The sequence below is a fragment of the Shewanella violacea DSS12 genome (assembly GCF_000091325.1).
Taxonomy (GTDB): Bacteria; Pseudomonadota; Gammaproteobacteria; order Enterobacterales; family Shewanellaceae; genus Shewanella; species Shewanella violacea.
On sequence record NC_014012.1, the window covers coordinates 1575878 to 1592635 of the forward strand.

Here is a 16758-nt window from a genome sequence, read left to right on the forward strand (position 1 = left end):
GTGGAAATTTATAGCACAGAAGAACAACAAGTAGATGCTATCAAACAGTTTTGGAAAGATTATGGATCGTCTATCGCTGTAGGTGCCGTAGTTGGTCTAGGTGGTTTATTTGGCTGGAACTATTATTCCGATCACCAAATTACACAAGCCGAGTTGGCATCTGAAGCCTTCCAGGCTGTGAGTGCCAGCAATATTTCTGATAACGGTATGTTAACCGCGGCAGAAAATTTTGCTAAAGATCACAGCCAGAAAGGTTATCAGTCACTGCTTGAGCTGATTGTGGCCAAAGCGGCTGTTGAAGCCGGTGATCTAGAAAAAGCGGAAGCGACACTGAAAAGCGTCGTTGCCTCTGCACCGGATAAGGGTCTAGTCATGGTTGCGACCATGCGCTTAGCACGCGTTCAAGCGGAGCAAGGCCAAATCGCAACGGCTATAACTACCTTAAGCCAGGTCTCAGATCCAGCCTTCACGGCACAGAGAGACGAGCTTAAAGGTGATTTTCTGGTGCGTAAAGGGGATGACGAGCAAGCTAAAGCTGCTTATCAGGCCGCCGTTAAAAACGGTGGCACGAGTGCAAGCCCTGCGCTACAGATGAAATTAGACAATTTGAACAAGGCATAAGGAAACGCCCATGAAGTCTTGGTGCAAAACACTAGTCGCATGTAGTCTGAGCATAGGTTTGTTATCTGCCTGTTCATCTAGCGATGTTGAAGAAGAGCCAATAAGCCCACTGCCTAGTATCGAAGCAAGCGTATTTCCTGAAGTAAGCTGGAGTGCGACTGTTGGTAGCGGTGTCGGTGATTATTATTCACGCCTTCGTCCGGCAGCCAGGTATGACAAGATTTACGTTGCTGATAGATATGGTCAAGTCGTCGCCTTCGATGAAGAGACTGGAGCTAAGGTTTGGAGCAAAGATTTTAGCTCGGCATTTAAAGATAATATCTTGGCCAAGAACAAAGGCGCTAAACTAGCCGCTGGAGTCACAGTCGCCAGAGACATGGTCTTTATCGGCGGTGAAAGTGGTCTACTCGGTGCCTTAGATGCAGAAACTGGTGAAAAAGTATGGTCTGCCTTAGCCAGTGGTGAGCTACTTTCAGCCCCAACGGTTGCTGAAGACATAGTAGTGGTCAATACTAGCTCAGGAAGTTTAGAAGCATTTAAAATCGAAGATGGTGAAAAGTTATGGACTTATAAGTCTAAGCTGCCGACTTTGACTCTTCGCGGTACAGGTTCAGCTAACTACGAAGCCGGTGGTTTCTTCGTAGGTACTGCCGACGGCAAGATTGCCGTAGTGATCAAAAACAATGGTCAGGCTGCCTGGGAACAAGCTATTTACACGCCAAAAGGTGGTAATGAGTTTACCCGTATGTCCGATGTTGATATGCAGCCCTTGGTCGTTGGTAAAAACCTATATGCAGTTAGCTTTAACGGTAATTTAGTTTCAATGGAGCTTAGAACCGGACGTATTGTTTGGTCGCGTAAGTATTCAAGTTTCCATGAATTAGCTGATTCAGGTGTGAACCTGTTTCTAGTAGATGACCATAGCCGTATCTATTCAGTAGACAAACGTAATGGTTTAGAGACTTGGAGCAATATTGAATTAACTAATCGTAATTTAACCTCTCCAGCCGTCTTTAAAGGTTATCTTGTTGTTGGTGACTTTGAGGGTTACCTGCACTTCATAGATAAGTCGACCGGAGAAGTCGTTGGCCGCGTCGAAGTGGACAGTTCTGGCTTATATAGTCAGCCCTTGGTTGTCGGTGATAGCATTTATGTTCAGACTCGCGGCGGAAAAGTTGCTAGAATAACGCTTCCGTAAGCTTTATCTGAATTGATATTTAGCCCCCGGAAGTTGTTCTGGGGGCTTTTTGTGTTTAAGTGATTAGTATTAAAGAGTTTGTCGAAAACACTTTATATAAAAACCTCACATTAAACACAATAAGCAATATGTAGTATCGGCTTGATCTAGTCTTAAATAGATCAAGATCCGACTTATTGATATTTTATAGATTTGAAAACAGTAGATTAGAGGCAAAAAAATGATTCCAGTTGTGGCCCTTGTTGGGCGACCCAATGTCGGTAAGTCGACCCTATTTAATCGCCTTACCCGCACCAGAGATGCTTTGGTTGCCGACTTTCCAGGGCTAACTCGGGATCGTAAATATGGTCGCGCTTCCCTATCAGGCTATGAGTTTATCGTAGTCGATACCGGTGGTATCGATGGCACCGAAGAGGGCATAGAAGTTCATATGGCCGAACAGTCCTTAGCCGCGATTGAAGAAGCGGATGTGGTTCTGTTTCTCACCGATGCCAGAGCGGGCTTAACAGCTGCCGACCATGCGATTGCCGATCATCTTCGTCGACGTGATAAGACTACTTTTGTAGTTGCCAACAAGGTAGATGGTATAGATGCCGACTCTGCCTGTGCCGAGTTTTGGGCCTTAGGCCTGGGTGAGGTCTATCAAATGGCTGCATCACAGGGACGCGGCGTAACCAACATGATTGAGTATGCCCTGGCTCCTTATGCCGAGGCGCTCGGCCTGCATCGTAATGATGAAGGTGATATAGAGGTTGAGGAAAGAGAGTACAGCGAAGAAGAAGCCGAAGCCGAGCAGAAGCGTCTTCAGGATCTACCGATAAAGCTTGCGATTATCGGTAAGCCTAACGTTGGTAAGTCTACCTTGATTAACCGTATCTTGGGTGAAGAGCGTGTGGTCGTATATGACTCGCCGGGAACCACTCGAGATAGTATCTATATCCCTATGGAGCGAGAAGGGCGTGAATACGTGCTTATCGATACTGCTGGTGTTCGTCGCCGCAGTAAAGTCCATGAGACAGTCGAGAAATTTTCTGTCATTAAGACACTTAAAGCAATCGAAGACTGTAATGTGGTGCTATTGATCATCGACGCCCGTGAAGGTATTGCAGAGCAAGATCTTGGTTTGTTGGGCTTCGCCCTTAACGCTGGTCGCGCTTTGGTCATTGCCGTCAACAAGTGGGACGGTATCAATCAAGAAATTAAAGACAGAGTTAAGAGTGAACTGGATCGTCGCCTAGGCTTCATCGATTTTGCTCGCATTCACTTTATCTCAGCACTTCATGGTACTGGTGTTGGTCATCTTTATGAGTCGGTAGAAGAAGCTTATGACAGTGCTACGCGCCGCGTAAGTACGTCTATGCTGACACGCATCATGCAGATGGCGCAAGACGATCACCAGCCACCTTTGGTTAATGGTCGCCGCGTTAAGCTTAAATATGCCCATGCCGGTGGTTACAACCCACCAATCGTGGTGGTTCATGGTAATCAGGTTAAGAAACTTCCGGATTCCTATAAGCGTTACATGATGAACTACTATCGTCGTTCGCTTAAAGTTATGGGTACGCCTATTCAGGTGCGCTTCCAAGACGGTGCTAACCCGTTTGAAGGCTTGCACACTAAGAGGCTTACCGTGAGTCAGGAGCGCCGTCGCAAGCGCATGATGAGTCACATCAGAGATAATGATAAGAAATAGGTTTTAGGGACTAGCTTATAGTTCCTAGGATTTAAATGATAAGAAGCCAGTTAATTCATTTTAACTGGCTTCTTTTGCATATGGAGATGCTTATCCGTGATCGCCAGGGATGGTGAAGGAGGGGATTTGCATATGGATATACTTATCCCCGGACTATATGGATGTAGTAGGAGGGGATTTGTATATGGACTTTGGTGCCTTCGAATGAAGGCTGATTACATTTTTACTTTGGTTCATTTTGTTTTGGTCGTTACTTTTCGTCATTCCGGCAGATATTTTTAGCCGGAATCCAGTGACCTTTACTGTTGGAATATGTCATTGAAGGTCGTACCTTCATTCGTTATCTATCGCTTGCAGCCGCATGTAGGCTAGTCGAATCACAAGAAAGTTTGGCCTTATTCGTTCCGATGCCTTTGTAGGTTTAGCGACAACTCTTTAGTTAACCTGTGTTTATACACTGTATTATTGGCTTTTTGCGTATATCTACCGAATTTACATATTCAGTTCACGATTTGCTATTGAGAGATAATGAAAAACAGCGTAGATTCAAGCGATTAAAAAATCGTATGCTAGTTCTGTAAGAGCTACGAGGCAAAAAAGTTGGCATTCTCGTTTTTCCAGAAGGTGTGTTTGGACTCATCATTGAAAGAGTTCATAAATTAGATGCTTGTAAGTATGCAGCTTGGCTGGTCTAACTTGATAAACGCGTAATGCGTGTGTACAAATATTATATGCAACATGGAGAGTTTCGTATTGAATCACCTACCTGTTAAAGAAAAAACAGTTTTAGTGTTATGTGTTAGTTTTGCGACTTTAATTTTAGTTACTGGGATCTATGACTTTCTGATTGTCGAATTCATTATGAGAGAACTAGTGATGACGATTGGAGTATTTCTTATGCTGTTAAGTGCAGGTTTAATACCTAAATTGTTCTTCTCACCTTTAACTGATATTTTAAAATCAGAAGGAATCCCTACGGTAGGTAATCCAAGAGTCCAACAATGGCTTTCTTTATCGGGAGTATGTCTCTGCTCACTTGGTGTAATTTGGAGACTGTGGCTATAACAAGGCCATCAAACGTATTCGTAACAGTTTGCTTAGTTCCCCTTCACTTTACATATTAGCCAACAATTTAAAGCCTCTTATTGGGGCGTTACCACTAACCTGATTGCCATCCCCTTGCTAATTAAAACCTCAAGGGTTAGCAAAAGATAGGACAGCAAAAGATAGAAAAGATCGGACAGGCACATCTTTAAACTAAATGTTTTATCACCACGAAGCGCTTTTCTTCCACGAAGAACACTGGGATAAGATGACGATCTGCAAAGAATTTAGTTATTGCCTTTCTTCGTGTCCCTCAGTGTGCTCCGTGGTGAATCGCTTTGTTCCGTTTTTAATATGCCTTTTGAGTAGAGCTAGAGCGAGTGCTCTAGCCAATGGATGTCCCAAAGTGAGTTATTAGCCAATAAACTCAAATCGAAGCAGCACCTTTTTTGAAGCCATAGCTGGTGTGAACGCGGCTGTGACCTTCGGTATCAGGGTGAAGTATCACATTGTGAAACTCTCTGAGCGAGAGATAGGGATATCGAACTGGCCGTTAAACATGGAAGTTGTTGGAAACCGCTGAACCCACAGGGATTGTGCTTGAATGATGTCCTATCTAAAAGCCAGTTCAGCATCCTGCTTCTCGTTCGTTAGCTAGAAGCTAGGCTTCACTCACCGTGTCGCAGAAGCGTTTTCACTTAAGCCTGCTGCAAGCTATAGATACCAATGAAGCTATGCTTACCAGATGACACCAAAATACCTAAGCCAGCCCAATGAACCCACAACAGATATTTCAGTAACTTGTTATCCGATAAGTTATTACACCACTTTTGATTGAACCTCTCCCTCGAGTAATCGAGTCGTTAGCATATCCCCGACGCTAACGTCTGAGGCTTTCAGTAACACCTTACCCTTTGAGTCTTGAGTGATGCTGTAACCTCGGCTAAGTGTGGCTAACGGGCTTACGGTCTGTAGCTGATGAGCACTGACGCTTAGGCTGCTCTCGCTGCTGGCTAATTTCTCTTTGATAGAGTCCTTTAGCCTCGAGGTTAAATAGCTGAGTCTTTGGCTCTCTAATTCGAGCTTATTTGCAGGCGATTGCTGATTTAAGCGATGGCTCAATTGCTGCTGTTTAAGTGCCAAGCTGGTAAGTTTCTTGTCGATTGCGGCATCGAGTCTAAATTGCATCTCATCGAAGCTCTGGCCATATTGCTGCAGACGGCGGTTGGGATCTTGTCGTTGCAAACGATGGGTTAAGGTATTCATGCGGCTGTTGGCTTTGAGCTGATAATGCTGCCAACTCTGTTTGAGCCTTGCGATAAATAACTCGAGTTTCTCCCCCCTTGTTTTCGGCATCTTTAGACAGCAGCTCGGCGCCAGCCGAAGGAGTTGGGGCTCTCATATCGGCGACATAATCACTGATGGTGGTGTCTATCTCGTGGCCCACAGCTGATATAATAGGCAGAGCACTATTGTAAATTTCATGGGCAAGCTCTTCACTATTGAAACACCAGAGGTCTTCGAGGGAACCACCGCCTCGGGTCAGCAAGAGTACGTCGACTTCCTGTCTGGCGTTAGCCATAGCTATGGCGTTACAAATTTGTTGAACAGCAGGTTCTCCCTGTACCTGTGTCGGGTAGATCACCACTTCGATAGATGGGTCACGTCTGGCTAACACATGGAGTACATCTTTAAGGGCTGCTCCCGTGGCCGAGGTGATGACGCCTATCTTCTGAATATTGGATGGGATAGGGCGTTTGGTGTCGGCTGCAAATAAGCCTTCAGCCGCCAGCTTCATCTTCAGTGCTTCATATTGCTGAGCAAGCAGACCGTCTCCCGCTGGGAGCATGGACTCTATGATGAGTTGGTAGTCGCCTCTGGGTTCATAGACACTGATGGAACCTTTAACCAGTACTTGTTGACCGTTAATGGGTTTGAAGGTCACAGAGCGGTTGCGCCCCTTGAACATGGCACAGCGAACTTGTGCCTGGTTATCTTTGAGGGTCAGGTACCAATGTCCGGAACCTGGGGCTGCGAAGTTTGAAATTTCGGCATTTAGCCATATTTTACCCAGCTCGCCTTCCAGAAGTTGACGAACTTCTCCGTTGAGGCGTGAAACGGTATAAACATTATTTTTTGGTGTTTTCATAGAGATTTCGCAGCTAAGGGCACTTTTTTACTATTTTCCATTTACCAAGGCCAATATGCAAGGTATAATCTCGCCGCAATATTTCACTAGAAACTCACTCTATTTTGGGGATGTTGCCATGCTACGTTTAAAAAAAGAAGCGCTCACTTTTGATGATGTGTTACTTGTTCCTGCACACTCGACCGTACTCCCTAATACCGCCGTTCTCAAGACTCGTCTTACTAATAAAATAGAACTCAACACACCTATTGTGTCTGCAGCCATGGATACCGTGACTGAAGCTCGTTTGGCTATTGCCATCGCACAGGAAGGTGGTTTAGGTTTTATTCATAAAAATATGACCATTGAGCAACAGGCCGAAGAAGTCCGTCAAGTTAAGATTTACGAAGCAGGTATTGTTCAACAACCTGTGACCGTAACACCTACTACGACACTGGCCGACCTTAAGATTCTGACTAAGAAGAATGGCTTCGCCGGTTATCCGGTTGTCAATGATGCCAATGAGCTTGTCGGTATCATCACAGGCCGTGATGTACGCTTTATCACTGACTGGACCCGTACCGTCGATCAGGTTATGACACCTAAAGATCGTTTGGTTACTGTAGCTGAAGGCACTAAGCTGGATGAAGTACAGAAATTGATGCACTCTCATAGAGTTGAGAAAGTTCTGGTTGTCGATGCTAACTTTAAGCTTAAGGGTCTTATCACAGTAAAAGATTTCCAAAAAGCCGAACAAAAACCTAATGCCTGTAAAGATGAGCTAGGCCGCCTTCGCGTTGGCGCTGCAGTTGGTGCAGGCCCTGGTAACGAACTGCGTGTCGATGCACTGGTTATTGCTGGTGTTGACGTTCTGCTAATTGATTCATCACATGGTCATTCAGAAGGCGTACTTCAGCGCATTCGTGACACTCGTGCTAAATACCCTGATCTACAGATTGTTGGTGGCAACGTGGCGACAGCCGAAGGTGCATTGGCACTGGTTGAAGCTGGTGTGAACGCCGTCAAGGTGGGTATCGGTCCTGGATCTATCTGTACTACTCGAATCGTTACCGGTGTGGGTGTTCCTCAGATCACCGCCGTTTCCGATGCAGCCGAAGCCATTAAGCATTTAGATATTCCTGTCATTGCCGATGGCGGTATCCGTTTCTCAGGTGATCTGGCTAAAGCCTTAGCCGCTGGTGCTTCATGCATCATGGCAGGTTCTATGTTTGCCGGCACCGATGAAGCGCCGGGCGAGACTGAACTACACAATGGCCGTACCTATAAGTCATACCGAGGTATGGGTTCTTTGGGTGCCATGAACCAAACACAAGGTTCATCGGACCGTTACTTCCAGAGTGACAATGCTGCCGATAAGTTAGTGCCAGAAGGTATTGAAGGCCGCGTTGCTTATAAGGGCAAACTTAAAGAGATCATTCACCAGTATATGGGCGGTCTACGTTCATGTATGGGTTTGACAGGTTGCGGTACGATTAAAGAGCTGAATGAAAAAGCCGAGTTTGTGAAGATCACTTCTGCTGGCATGGGCGAGTCCCATGTACATGATGTGACTATCAGCAAAGAAGCACCTAACTACAGCCGAGGTTCATAACTTAGTTTTGTACCTTGGTTTAGAAACGGGCGGCGAGAGTCGCCAGTTTTAATACCAGGCCCCCATTTATGCCGATCTTAGTTTAGTTAACTAGTGTTAAATTAAGATTGATACCGAAAATTAGATAAACAAATAAAGGTTCCCCATGAGCAATATTCATGAGCATAAGATACTGATCTTAGATTTTGGATCTCAGTACACTCAACTCATCGCCCGTCGTATTCGTGAGATAGGCGTTTACTGTGAGCTATGGGCTTGGGATGTGAGTGAAGAGCAGATTAAAGGTTTTGCTCCAAACGGTATTATCCTGGCCGGTGGCCCTGAGAGTGTTACAGAGAAAGATTCCCCCCGTGCACCTGAATACGTCTTCAATGCAGGCGTTCCAGTACTTGGGATCTGCTACGGTATGCAGACCATGTCTGAGCAGCTTGGTGGCAAGGTAATTCAAGGTGTTGGCGAAGGTGAATTTGGTTACGCTCAGGTAGAGGTTCAAACCAATTCGGCTCTGTTTAAGAGCATAGAAGACGCAGTCAGTGAAACTGGCAAGCCACTTCTAGATGTGTGGATGAGCCACGGCGATAAGGTTTCTGAAATCCCTGAAGGATTCGTCAGCGTTGCCAAGACTGATACTTGTCCGTTTGCTGCTATGGCAAATGAAGATAAAAAGTTCTACGGTGTGCAGTTCCACCCTGAAGTGACTCATACCCGTCAGGGCAAGCGTATGCTTGAACACTTCGCATTAGATATTTGTCAATGTGAAGCAAACTGGAAGTCAGCTTCCATCATTGAGAATGCGATTGCTAGTCTTAAGCAACAGATTGGTGATGATGAAGTCATCTTAGGTCTGTCAGGCGGCGTCGATTCATCGGTTGTTGCCATGTTGCTGCACCGCGCTATCGGTGACAAGCTAACCTGTGTATTCGTCGATAACGGTCTGCTGCGTCTCAATGAAGCCGAGCAAGTGATGGATATGTTTGGTGATCACTTTGGATTGAAGATAATTCATGTGAATGCTGAAAACCGTTTCCTCGATGCCATGAAAGGTGAGGCTGAACCAGAAGCCAAGCGTAAGATTATTGGCCGTGTGTTTGTCGAGATATTCGATGAAGAGTCTAAGAAATGTGCTAACGCTAAATGGCTTGCTCAAGGAACCATTTATCCAGATGTTATTGAGTCTGCCGGTAGTGCCACGGGTAAAGCTCATGTGATCAAGTCACACCATAACGTAGGCGGACTGCCTGATGATATGGATCTAGGCCTTGTTGAGCCACTGCGTGAATTGTTTAAAGATGAAGTGCGTAAGATAGGTCTTGAACTGGGTCTGCCATACGACATGCTTTACCGTCATCCATTTCCTGGACCGGGTCTAGGTGTTCGCGTACTTGGTGAAGTAAAGAAAGAGTTCTGTGATCTGCTACGTCTTGCCGATGCTATCTTTATTGAAGAGTTGCATAAAGCCGACCTTTATAACAAGGTCAGCCAAGCATTTACTGTGTTCCTACCAGTACGCTCTGTTGGGGTGATGGGCGATGGCCGTAAATATGACTGGGTGGTTTCATTGCGTGCAGTGGAAACCATTGACTTCATGACGGCCAATTGGGCTCATCTTCCTTATGACTTTTTAGGCCTAGTGTCTAACCGTATCATCAATGAAATCGATGGTATCTCACGAGTTGTTTACGATATTTCGGGTAAGCCACCTGCAACTATCGAATGGGAATAATTTACACTTAGGTGTAAAATAGAAAGGCGCTTCGGCGCCTTTTTTGTTCCTTGAAAAAGGACGTTACTTATTACCTGGTGGAATTTCCCTTGTCTGAGCAAAAACAAGATACGCAAGAGCAGCCTGATGGCGACGATTCACAGTTGGCATTAGATCAACACTTTATGTCAATGGCGATGGAGATGGCTCATAAAGCCGAAGCGGTTGGTGAGGTGCCTGTTGGGGCCGTATTAGTTAAACATGGACAGGTCATCAGTGCGGGTTTTAATTACTGTATTGGGTTACATGATCCTTCGGCCCATGCCGAGATGCAGTGTTTGCGTCAGGCTGGCAAGGTGACCGAAAATTATCGTCTACTAGACACCACTCTCTACGTCACCTTAGAGCCATGCGCCATGTGCGCCGGCGCTATGGTCCATTCTCGTATTGCACGCCTAGTTTTTGGTGCAAAAGATGAGAAAACAGGGGCTGCAGGAACCGTGATCGACCTGGTGAGACACCCAGATTTTAATCATCAGCTGCAGGTTAGCGACGGGGTGTTAGCCGATGAATGCAGTGAACAGTTGAGTCAGTTTTTCAGGCGTCGCCGCAAAGAGAAGAAAGAGCAGAGGAAGCTAGAGAAAAGGCTTGAGGCAGAGAAAAGCAAATTATAGGCGATTAAGCTTAAGTGTTTACCTATTCTGACAAGGGTAAACACGGTCATTATTCCGCTGGCTGGATAAACGAAAAGAACATCTTATGGCGGTTTAAGATACGTAGATGTTTGGATTTCTGCTGTGTTCTGCGTCTGGTAGAGCTAAGTCTCAATTTTTGTTTTTTCATTATATTCCCCTGGTATCCTTTATTGCTGCCTACGTCTAGTGTCTATAACTCAATGCTTAACTTAGCCTGCTTAACTTACTGAGGTTGTGCTCCTGATATTTCAGGATTTTCATCATTGGAGCGCTCGACGACTTGAGTCCCTTTGGTTCGATTTTTTTCATCTTCTATCATTTTATTCTGATTATCTACCCATACTAAAGTGTCATAGTAGCGGCGAATGCTGTCAACATAATGAACCGCTTCGTTGCCACGAGCATAACCATATCGAGTTTGCTCATAGTATTTACGTTTCTGCAGTAATGGAAGCACTTCTTTAAGGTCTCTCCATGCACTGGGGTTGAGTCCCATAGATTGGGCTAGCTTACGTGCGTCTTCCACATGGCCATAGCCGATATTATAGGATGCTAAGGCAAACCACATACGCTGATTTTCCGGAATAGAGTCAGGTAAGCGATTTAAAATATTATTGAGATATTTAGCGCCTCCCTGGATGCTCTGTTCAGGATCTAGTCTGTTGTCTATCCCTACCTGTTTTGCCGTAGGCAAGGTTAACATCATCAGTCCCCTGACACCGGTAGGAGAGCGTGCATTAGGGTTCCAGTGAGACTCCTGATAAGCGGTTGCTGCAAGCTTACGCCAATCTATACCATTGGCATAGAATTGGAATTTGTCTTTGTATTTCGGCAATTTGTTATCAATGGCCCGCAGAAATGCGCGGGTATCAACATAATCGAAGCGCTTTACATGAGCAAAATACTTCTCGTTAAGATGTGCCAAGGTGCCAGTATTTTTCTCTTTATGCCAGAAGGACAAGAGATCGCTCATCAACTGGTCGCTATTATTTGGGGGCAGTAACCAAACTATGGCTTGTTTCTTCTTTAAAACAGGACCGGCGCGTAGCTCTGGCATAAATCTGCGGTTGATATCTAATGTAGTTGAATTGGCTATGGTATAGGTTATGTCGCCCCTGGCTATCATGGCCATCAATTCTTCGATGTCTTTATCTTTTTCCTGATCCCAGAGAAGATCTGGATAGAGGTTCTGTAATTTCGATAACGTCTCAACGAAAGAAGAATCTGTGACGACTCTGATGTTGCCTTTTAAATGAGCAATGTCTTTTGGCTTCTTGGTGCCTTGCTTATAAACTAAAACTTGATCGACACGGTAGAGTGGGGGGCCTAGACGAAACATCTCCCGTCGGTTCTGTGTGTCTGCAAGGCCTGCCGCAATGAAGTCGATTTCGCCTTTATTGAGTGCAGTATAAAGTTCGGCTATGTTGGGGTAAGGTTTCATCTCTAAATCGAGTTGCAGAAAGTCGGCGAAACGCGAAGCCATTTCAAAATCAAAACCTGCTTTTCCCTGTCCTGTGATGACGAAGGTTTGTGAACCATAGAGGGTGCCGACATTTAATCTTGTTTTAACAGCTGCCTTTGGCATCACTTCTGTTTGTTCCACAGTTACTTTCTGGCAGCCAGCCAGTAGAGTAAGTGTAAGTAAAACAAACAGAATTCTTTTCATATCTCGTTAAATTATATCGTCGATTTCGTGGGCATAGCCGGTGATTATATCATAGAGCTCGCAAACTGAATAAAAACAGTATTTTTTGTATGTAAAAGCATCAAGATAAGGTGAGTTATTAGTTAAGATTATGGGTGATATTGTCGATTATTTCCCGTTTCTAGGTCCCCAGAGAACAAGATTTATACTGAGCTATTTTTCGTTATAGGAAACACTGTTTTCGCCAGATACTACGGGTGATTTGTCTGTCATATTTCCCTATAATGGCGCCAGTTCTGACCCTGCAATTATAATTTATAAGGTGAAATGACGTGATGGAGATCATCCGCGGAGCCCCAGCTTTATCAGCGTTTAGAGTTCAAAAGTTAATGGAAGCATGCAAAACTGCCTCGCTTCCTGTTTCTGACATCTATGCTGAGTACATACATTTAGCAGATTTAACTGAGTCTCTCGACGAGAGTGAGACCCAGCAACTTGCAAAACTCCTCACCTATGGTCCGGCTATCGAAGCCCATGCACCACAAGGTACACTTCATTTTGTCACACCACGCCCTGGCACAATTTCTCCTTGGTCTTCTAAGGCTACCGACATTGCCCATAACTGTGGTCTCAATAAAGTTAAGCGTTTAGAGCGTGGTATTGCTTACTACGTAGAATCAGACGCACTAACGACCGAGCAGGAACAGGCATTAACTGCACTCTTGCATGACCGTATGGTTGAAGTCATTCTTGCTGAATTCGACCAGGCGACAGTACTTTTTGTGCGCACTGAGCCTGCAGTTGTCAATAGCATTGATATATTAGGCGAAGGTCGTAGTGCGCTTGAGCTTGCCAACACACAGCTAGGTTTGGCCTTAGCGAGCGATGAGATAGATTACTTAGTCGAAAACTTCGTTAAATTGGGCCGTAACCCAAATGATGTAGAGTTGATGATGTTTGCCCAGGCAAACTCAGAACACTGTCGTCATAAAATCTTCAATGCCGATTGGACAATCGATGGTGAAGTACAGCCAAAATCATTGTTCAAGATGATTAAGAATACCTTCGCTGTTACCCCAGATGGTGTGCTTTCTGCCTATAAAGATAACGCAGCTGTGTTTGAAGGTTATCCCGCGGGTCGCTTCTTTCCAGAAGATGATGGTGTTTATAGTTATCACACCGAGCCTATGCATATCCTGATAAAGGTTGAAACCCATAACCATCCAACGGCTATCAGCCCATACCCAGGTGCAGCTACTGGTTCTGGTGGTGAGATCCGTGATGAAGGGGCGACCGGTCGAGGTTCTAAGCCAAAAGCGGGTTTGACTGGTTTTAGCGTATCTAACCTTAAGATCCCCGGTTTCGTTCAACCTTGGGAAGCCGATTACGGTAAGCCTGATCGTATCGTGACAGCTCTAGATATCATGACCGAAGGCCCATTGGGCGGTGCGGCATTTAACAATGAATTTGGTCGTCCGGCTCTGTTAGGTTATTTCCGTACTTATGAGCAGGAAGTTAGCAGCCATAACGGCGTCGAAGTGCGCGGTTATCATAAGCCGATCATGCTTGCCGGTGGTTTGGGCAATATTCGTGGTGAACATGTACAGAAAGGTGAGATCACCGTTGGCGCTAAGCTGATAGTACTTGGTGGTCCCGCGATGAATATCGGTCTTGGTGGCGGCGCAGCCTCTTCGATGACATCCGGTGAGTCTAACGAAGATCTCGACTTTGCTTCGGTTCAGCGTGAAAACCCAGAGATGGAGCGTCGTTGTCAGGAAGTTATCGACCGTTGTTGGCAGATGGGTGATAAAAACCCGATTCAATTTATCCATGATGTGGGCGCGGGTGGTCTATCAAATGCCTTCCCTGAGCTGGTCAACGATGGCGAGCGTGGTGGAAAATTCGAATTAAGGAATGTGCCATCGGATGAGCCTGGTATGAGCCCGCTTGAGATCTGGTGTAATGAATCTCAAGAGCGTTACGTGATGTCTGTGGCGCCAGAGGATCTCGATACCTTCACCGCTATCTGTAAACGTGAACGTGCGCCTTACTCTGTTGTTGGTGTGGCAACTGAAGAGCGTCATCTATCAATGAGTGATGAGCATTTCGGTGATAAGCCTATCGATCTTCCATTAGAGGTCTTATTAGGTAAAGCACCTAAGATGAGCCGCGATGTGGTCAGTGCCAAAGCCGAGTCTCCGGCTGTAGACCAGAGTAAGATTGAAATTAAAGATGCCGTTCGTCGTATCCTTAGACTGCCAACTGTTGCCGAGAAGACCTTCCTTATCACTATCGGTGATAGAAGTGTGACAGGTCTTGTCAATCGTGACCAGATGGTTGGTCCTTGGCAGGTACCGGTTGCCGATTGTGCCGTTACAGCTGCGAGTTACGATTCATATACCGGTGAAGCCATGTCTCTGGGTGAGCGTACTCCGCTTGCACTTCTGGACTTTGGTGCATCTGCACGTATGGCTGTTGCCGAGTCAATCATGAATATAGCCGGTACAGATATTGGCTCATTCAAGCGTATCAAGTTGTCAGCCAACTGGATGTCTGCAGCGGGTCACCCGGGCGAAGATGCTGGTCTCTATGAAGCTGTTAAAGCCATAGGTGAGGAGCTGTGTCCTGAGCTAGATTTGACTATTCCAGTCGGTAAAGACTCGATGTCGATGAAGACAGCATGGCAAGATCAAGGCGTCGATAAGTCGGTGACCTCTCCTATGTCGCTGGTGATCACCGCTTTCGGTGCCGTACAGGATATTCGTAACACTGTGACGCCTGAGCTGCGCACCGATAAAGGTGACACTGAGCTGTTATTGATTGACTTGAGCGCTGGCAATAATCGTCTCGGTGGTTCATGTCTTGCGCAAGTATATAGTGTGCTTGGCGATAGTGCGCCGGATCTGAAAGACTCGAGTTTGCTGCGTGGTTTCTTCGAAGTGATTCAGCCGCTAGTTGCAAGTCGTGATGTTATTGCCTATCACGACCGCAGCGATGGTGGTCTATTTACTACCTTAGTTGAAATGGCGTTCGCCGGTAACACAGGTCTGAATATCGACCTTGCAGATGTTGACGGCACAGATATTGAGCGACTCTTTAACGAAGAGCTTGGTGGTGTCATTCAGGTTAGCAGCGCACACAGCGAAGCCATCATTGCTAAGTTCAATGCCGCGGGTGTTGCATGTCATGTTATTGGCAGCTTAACGGCTGACGATACTATCACTATCAATGATGGTGACAGAGCCATATTGGTCGAGTCACGTACTGAGCTAAGGACTATTTGGGCCGAGACTACGCATCAGATGCAGTCACTTAGGGATAACCCTGAGTGTGCCGATGAAGAGTTCAAGCTTAAGCATGATGCGAGCGAGCCTGGTTTGACAGTGGATCTTAAATTTGACCCAAGCCAAGATGTTGCCGCGCCGTTTATCTTGAAAGGCGTTGCACCTAAGATGGCTATCTTGCGAGAGCAAGGGGTCAACTCGCATCTGGAGATGGCAGCAGCCTTCGACAGAGCAGGTTTTGAGAGTCGTGATGTTCACATGAGTGACATTCTCAGTGGTCGCGTAACCTTAGATGAGTTCCAGGGCCTAGCGGCTTGTGGCGGCTTCTCTTATGGTGACGTGCTGGGTGCTGGCGAAGGCTGGGCTAAGTCAATCTTGTTTAATGAGCGTGCTCGTGAGCAGTTTACTCAGTTCTTCCAGCGTGAAGACAGTTTCTCTCTGGGTGTATGTAATGGTTGTCAGATGTTATCCACACTGAAAGAGATCATTCCAGGCACCGAACATTGGCCACGTTTTGTACGTAACCGTTCCGAGCGTTTCGAGGCACGTGTCAGCTTAGTAGAGATACAGAAGAATCCATCTATCTTCTTCGAAGGCATGCAAGGTTCTCGTATGCCAATTGCAGTATCACATGGTGAAGGTCGCGCCGAGTTTGCCACGCCTGAAGCTATGGCACTGGCCGAGACCTCGGGCACCATTGCCTTGAGATATGTGAATGGTCAAGGTGAGATAGCCACCAAGTACCCTCAGAATCCTAACGGCTCGCCAAATGCTCTATCTGGGATCTGTAGCACAGATGGTCGTGTGACCATCATGATGCCTCATCCTGAGCGTGTGTTTAGAACCGTAGCGAACTCTTGGCATCCTGATGCATGGGGAGAAGATAGCCCTTGGATGAGAATGTTCAGAAATGCGCGGGTTAAATTAGGCTAAGTAACTAGCTTTAGTCATAGACTAAACAGGCCATAGAATGGAAAGAGTACTGAAATTATCAGTGCTCTTTTTTTTTGTAAATAATCACACCTTTATACAGATTAGTATTAGGTAAACATTGGCGTTTAGTCATCTTACCAAGTTGTAAGATTAAAAGAGCAGGGAATAGACTCAATAGTTTAGCAGCTGAACGGGCGGGGGAT

The 16758-nt window shown here is 45.9% G+C and carries 10 protein-coding genes; 7 read left to right on the forward strand and 3 right to left on the reverse strand.

What is annotated here, in order from left to right; all coding sequences use genetic code 11:
* From SVI_RS06375 to der, 3 genes are all read left to right on the forward strand, one after another.
* The gene (locus SVI_RS06375) at nucleotides 1-621 is read left to right on the forward strand and encodes a YfgM family protein (RefSeq protein ID WP_013050658.1); all 621 of its coding nucleotides are present in this window, start codon (nucleotides 1-3) and stop codon (nucleotides 619-621) included.
* 10 nt (nucleotides 622-631) lie between these two features.
* Nucleotides 632-1819, forward strand: coding sequence for an outer membrane protein assembly factor BamB (bamB, locus tag SVI_RS06380; protein WP_013050659.1), 1188 nt, complete (start codon nucleotides 632-634; stop codon nucleotides 1817-1819).
* Nucleotides 1820-2039: 220 nt separating this feature from the next.
* Entirely contained in the window at nucleotides 2040-3512 is a 1473-nt protein-coding gene (gene der, locus SVI_RS06385; RefSeq protein WP_013050660.1) for a ribosome biogenesis GTPase Der, read from the forward strand.
* A 1863-nt stretch (nucleotides 3513-5375) separates the two neighbouring features.
* On the opposite strand, the gene SVI_RS21865 is transcribed toward der, so the two are convergent.
* Together SVI_RS21865 and xseA are read right to left on the reverse strand one after the other, a co-directional pair.
* Nucleotides 5376-5822, reverse strand: coding sequence for an exodeoxyribonuclease VII large subunit (locus tag SVI_RS21865; RefSeq protein WP_408005165.1), 447 nt, complete (start codon nucleotides 5820-5822; stop codon nucleotides 5376-5378).
* Nucleotides 5746-6705: an exodeoxyribonuclease VII large subunit gene (gene xseA, locus SVI_RS21870; RefSeq protein WP_013050663.1), complete on the reverse strand. Its 960-nt coding sequence runs from the start codon at nucleotides 6703-6705 to the stop codon at nucleotides 5746-5748. The genes SVI_RS21865 and xseA overlap by 77 nt, the downstream gene beginning before the upstream one ends.
* A gap of 118 nt (nucleotides 6706-6823) precedes the next feature.
* Between xseA and guaB the strand changes: the two genes are divergently transcribed.
* The 3 genes from guaB to tadA all read left to right on the forward strand — a co-directional run bounded on the left by guaB (nucleotide 6824) and on the right by tadA (nucleotide 10672).
* A complete protein-coding gene (guaB, locus tag SVI_RS06395) occupies nucleotides 6824-8296 on the forward strand; it encodes an IMP dehydrogenase (RefSeq protein WP_013050664.1) in 1473 nt (490 codons plus the stop codon).
* Nucleotides 8297-8441: 145 nt separating this feature from the next.
* Nucleotides 8442-10019: a glutamine-hydrolyzing GMP synthase gene (gene guaA / locus SVI_RS06400; RefSeq protein ID WP_013050665.1), complete on the forward strand. Its 1578-nt coding sequence runs from the start codon at nucleotides 8442-8444 to the stop codon at nucleotides 10017-10019.
* 164 nt (nucleotides 10020-10183) lie between these two features.
* Nucleotides 10184-10672: a tRNA adenosine(34) deaminase TadA gene (tadA, locus tag SVI_RS06405; RefSeq protein WP_041420242.1), complete on the forward strand. Its 489-nt coding sequence runs from the start codon at nucleotides 10184-10186 to the stop codon at nucleotides 10670-10672.
* Between the two features lie 244 nt (nucleotides 10673-10916).
* On the opposite strand, the gene mltF is transcribed toward tadA, so the two are convergent.
* Nucleotides 10917-12359 (reverse strand): membrane-bound lytic murein transglycosylase MltF, encoded by a 1443-nt coding sequence (mltF, locus tag SVI_RS06410; RefSeq protein ID WP_013050667.1) that lies wholly within the window; start codon nucleotides 12357-12359, stop codon nucleotides 10917-10919.
* Between the two features lie 314 nt (nucleotides 12360-12673).
* Here mltF and purL point away from each other — a divergent pair, with 314 nt between their 5' ends.
* Nucleotides 12674-16555, forward strand: coding sequence for a phosphoribosylformylglycinamidine synthase (gene purL / locus SVI_RS06415; protein WP_013050668.1), 3882 nt, complete (start codon nucleotides 12674-12676; stop codon nucleotides 16553-16555).
* Nucleotides 16556-16758: the final 203 nt, after the last annotated feature.

Bases quoted from the DNA above. Each gene is read 5' to 3' on its own strand.
- guaB (WP_013050664.1), top strand. From the start codon at position 6,824: ATGCTACGTTTAAAAAAAGAAGCGCTCACTTTTGATGATGTGTTACTT.
- tadA (WP_041420242.1), top strand. From the start codon at position 10,184: ATGTCAATGGCGATGGAGATGGCTCATAAAGCCGAAGCGGTTGGTGAG.
- der (WP_013050660.1), top strand. From the start codon at position 2,040: ATGATTCCAGTTGTGGCCCTTGTTGGGCGACCCAATGTCGGTAAGTCG.
- mltF (WP_013050667.1), bottom strand. From the start codon at position 12,359: ATGAAAAGAATTCTGTTTGTTTTACTTACACTTACTCTACTGGCTGGC.
- purL (WP_013050668.1), top strand. From the start codon at position 12,674: ATGGAGATCATCCGCGGAGCCCCAGCTTTATCAGCGTTTAGAGTTCAA.
- bamB (WP_013050659.1), top strand. From the start codon at position 632: ATGAAGTCTTGGTGCAAAACACTAGTCGCATGTAGTCTGAGCATAGGT.
- xseA (WP_013050663.1), bottom strand. From the start codon at position 6,705: ATGAAAACACCAAAAAATAATGTTTATACCGTTTCACGCCTCAACGGA.
- guaA (WP_013050665.1), top strand. From the start codon at position 8,442: ATGAGCAATATTCATGAGCATAAGATACTGATCTTAGATTTTGGATCT.
- SVI_RS21865 (WP_408005165.1), bottom strand. From the start codon at position 5,822: ATGAATACCTTAACCCATCGTTTGCAACGACAAGATCCCAACCGCCGT.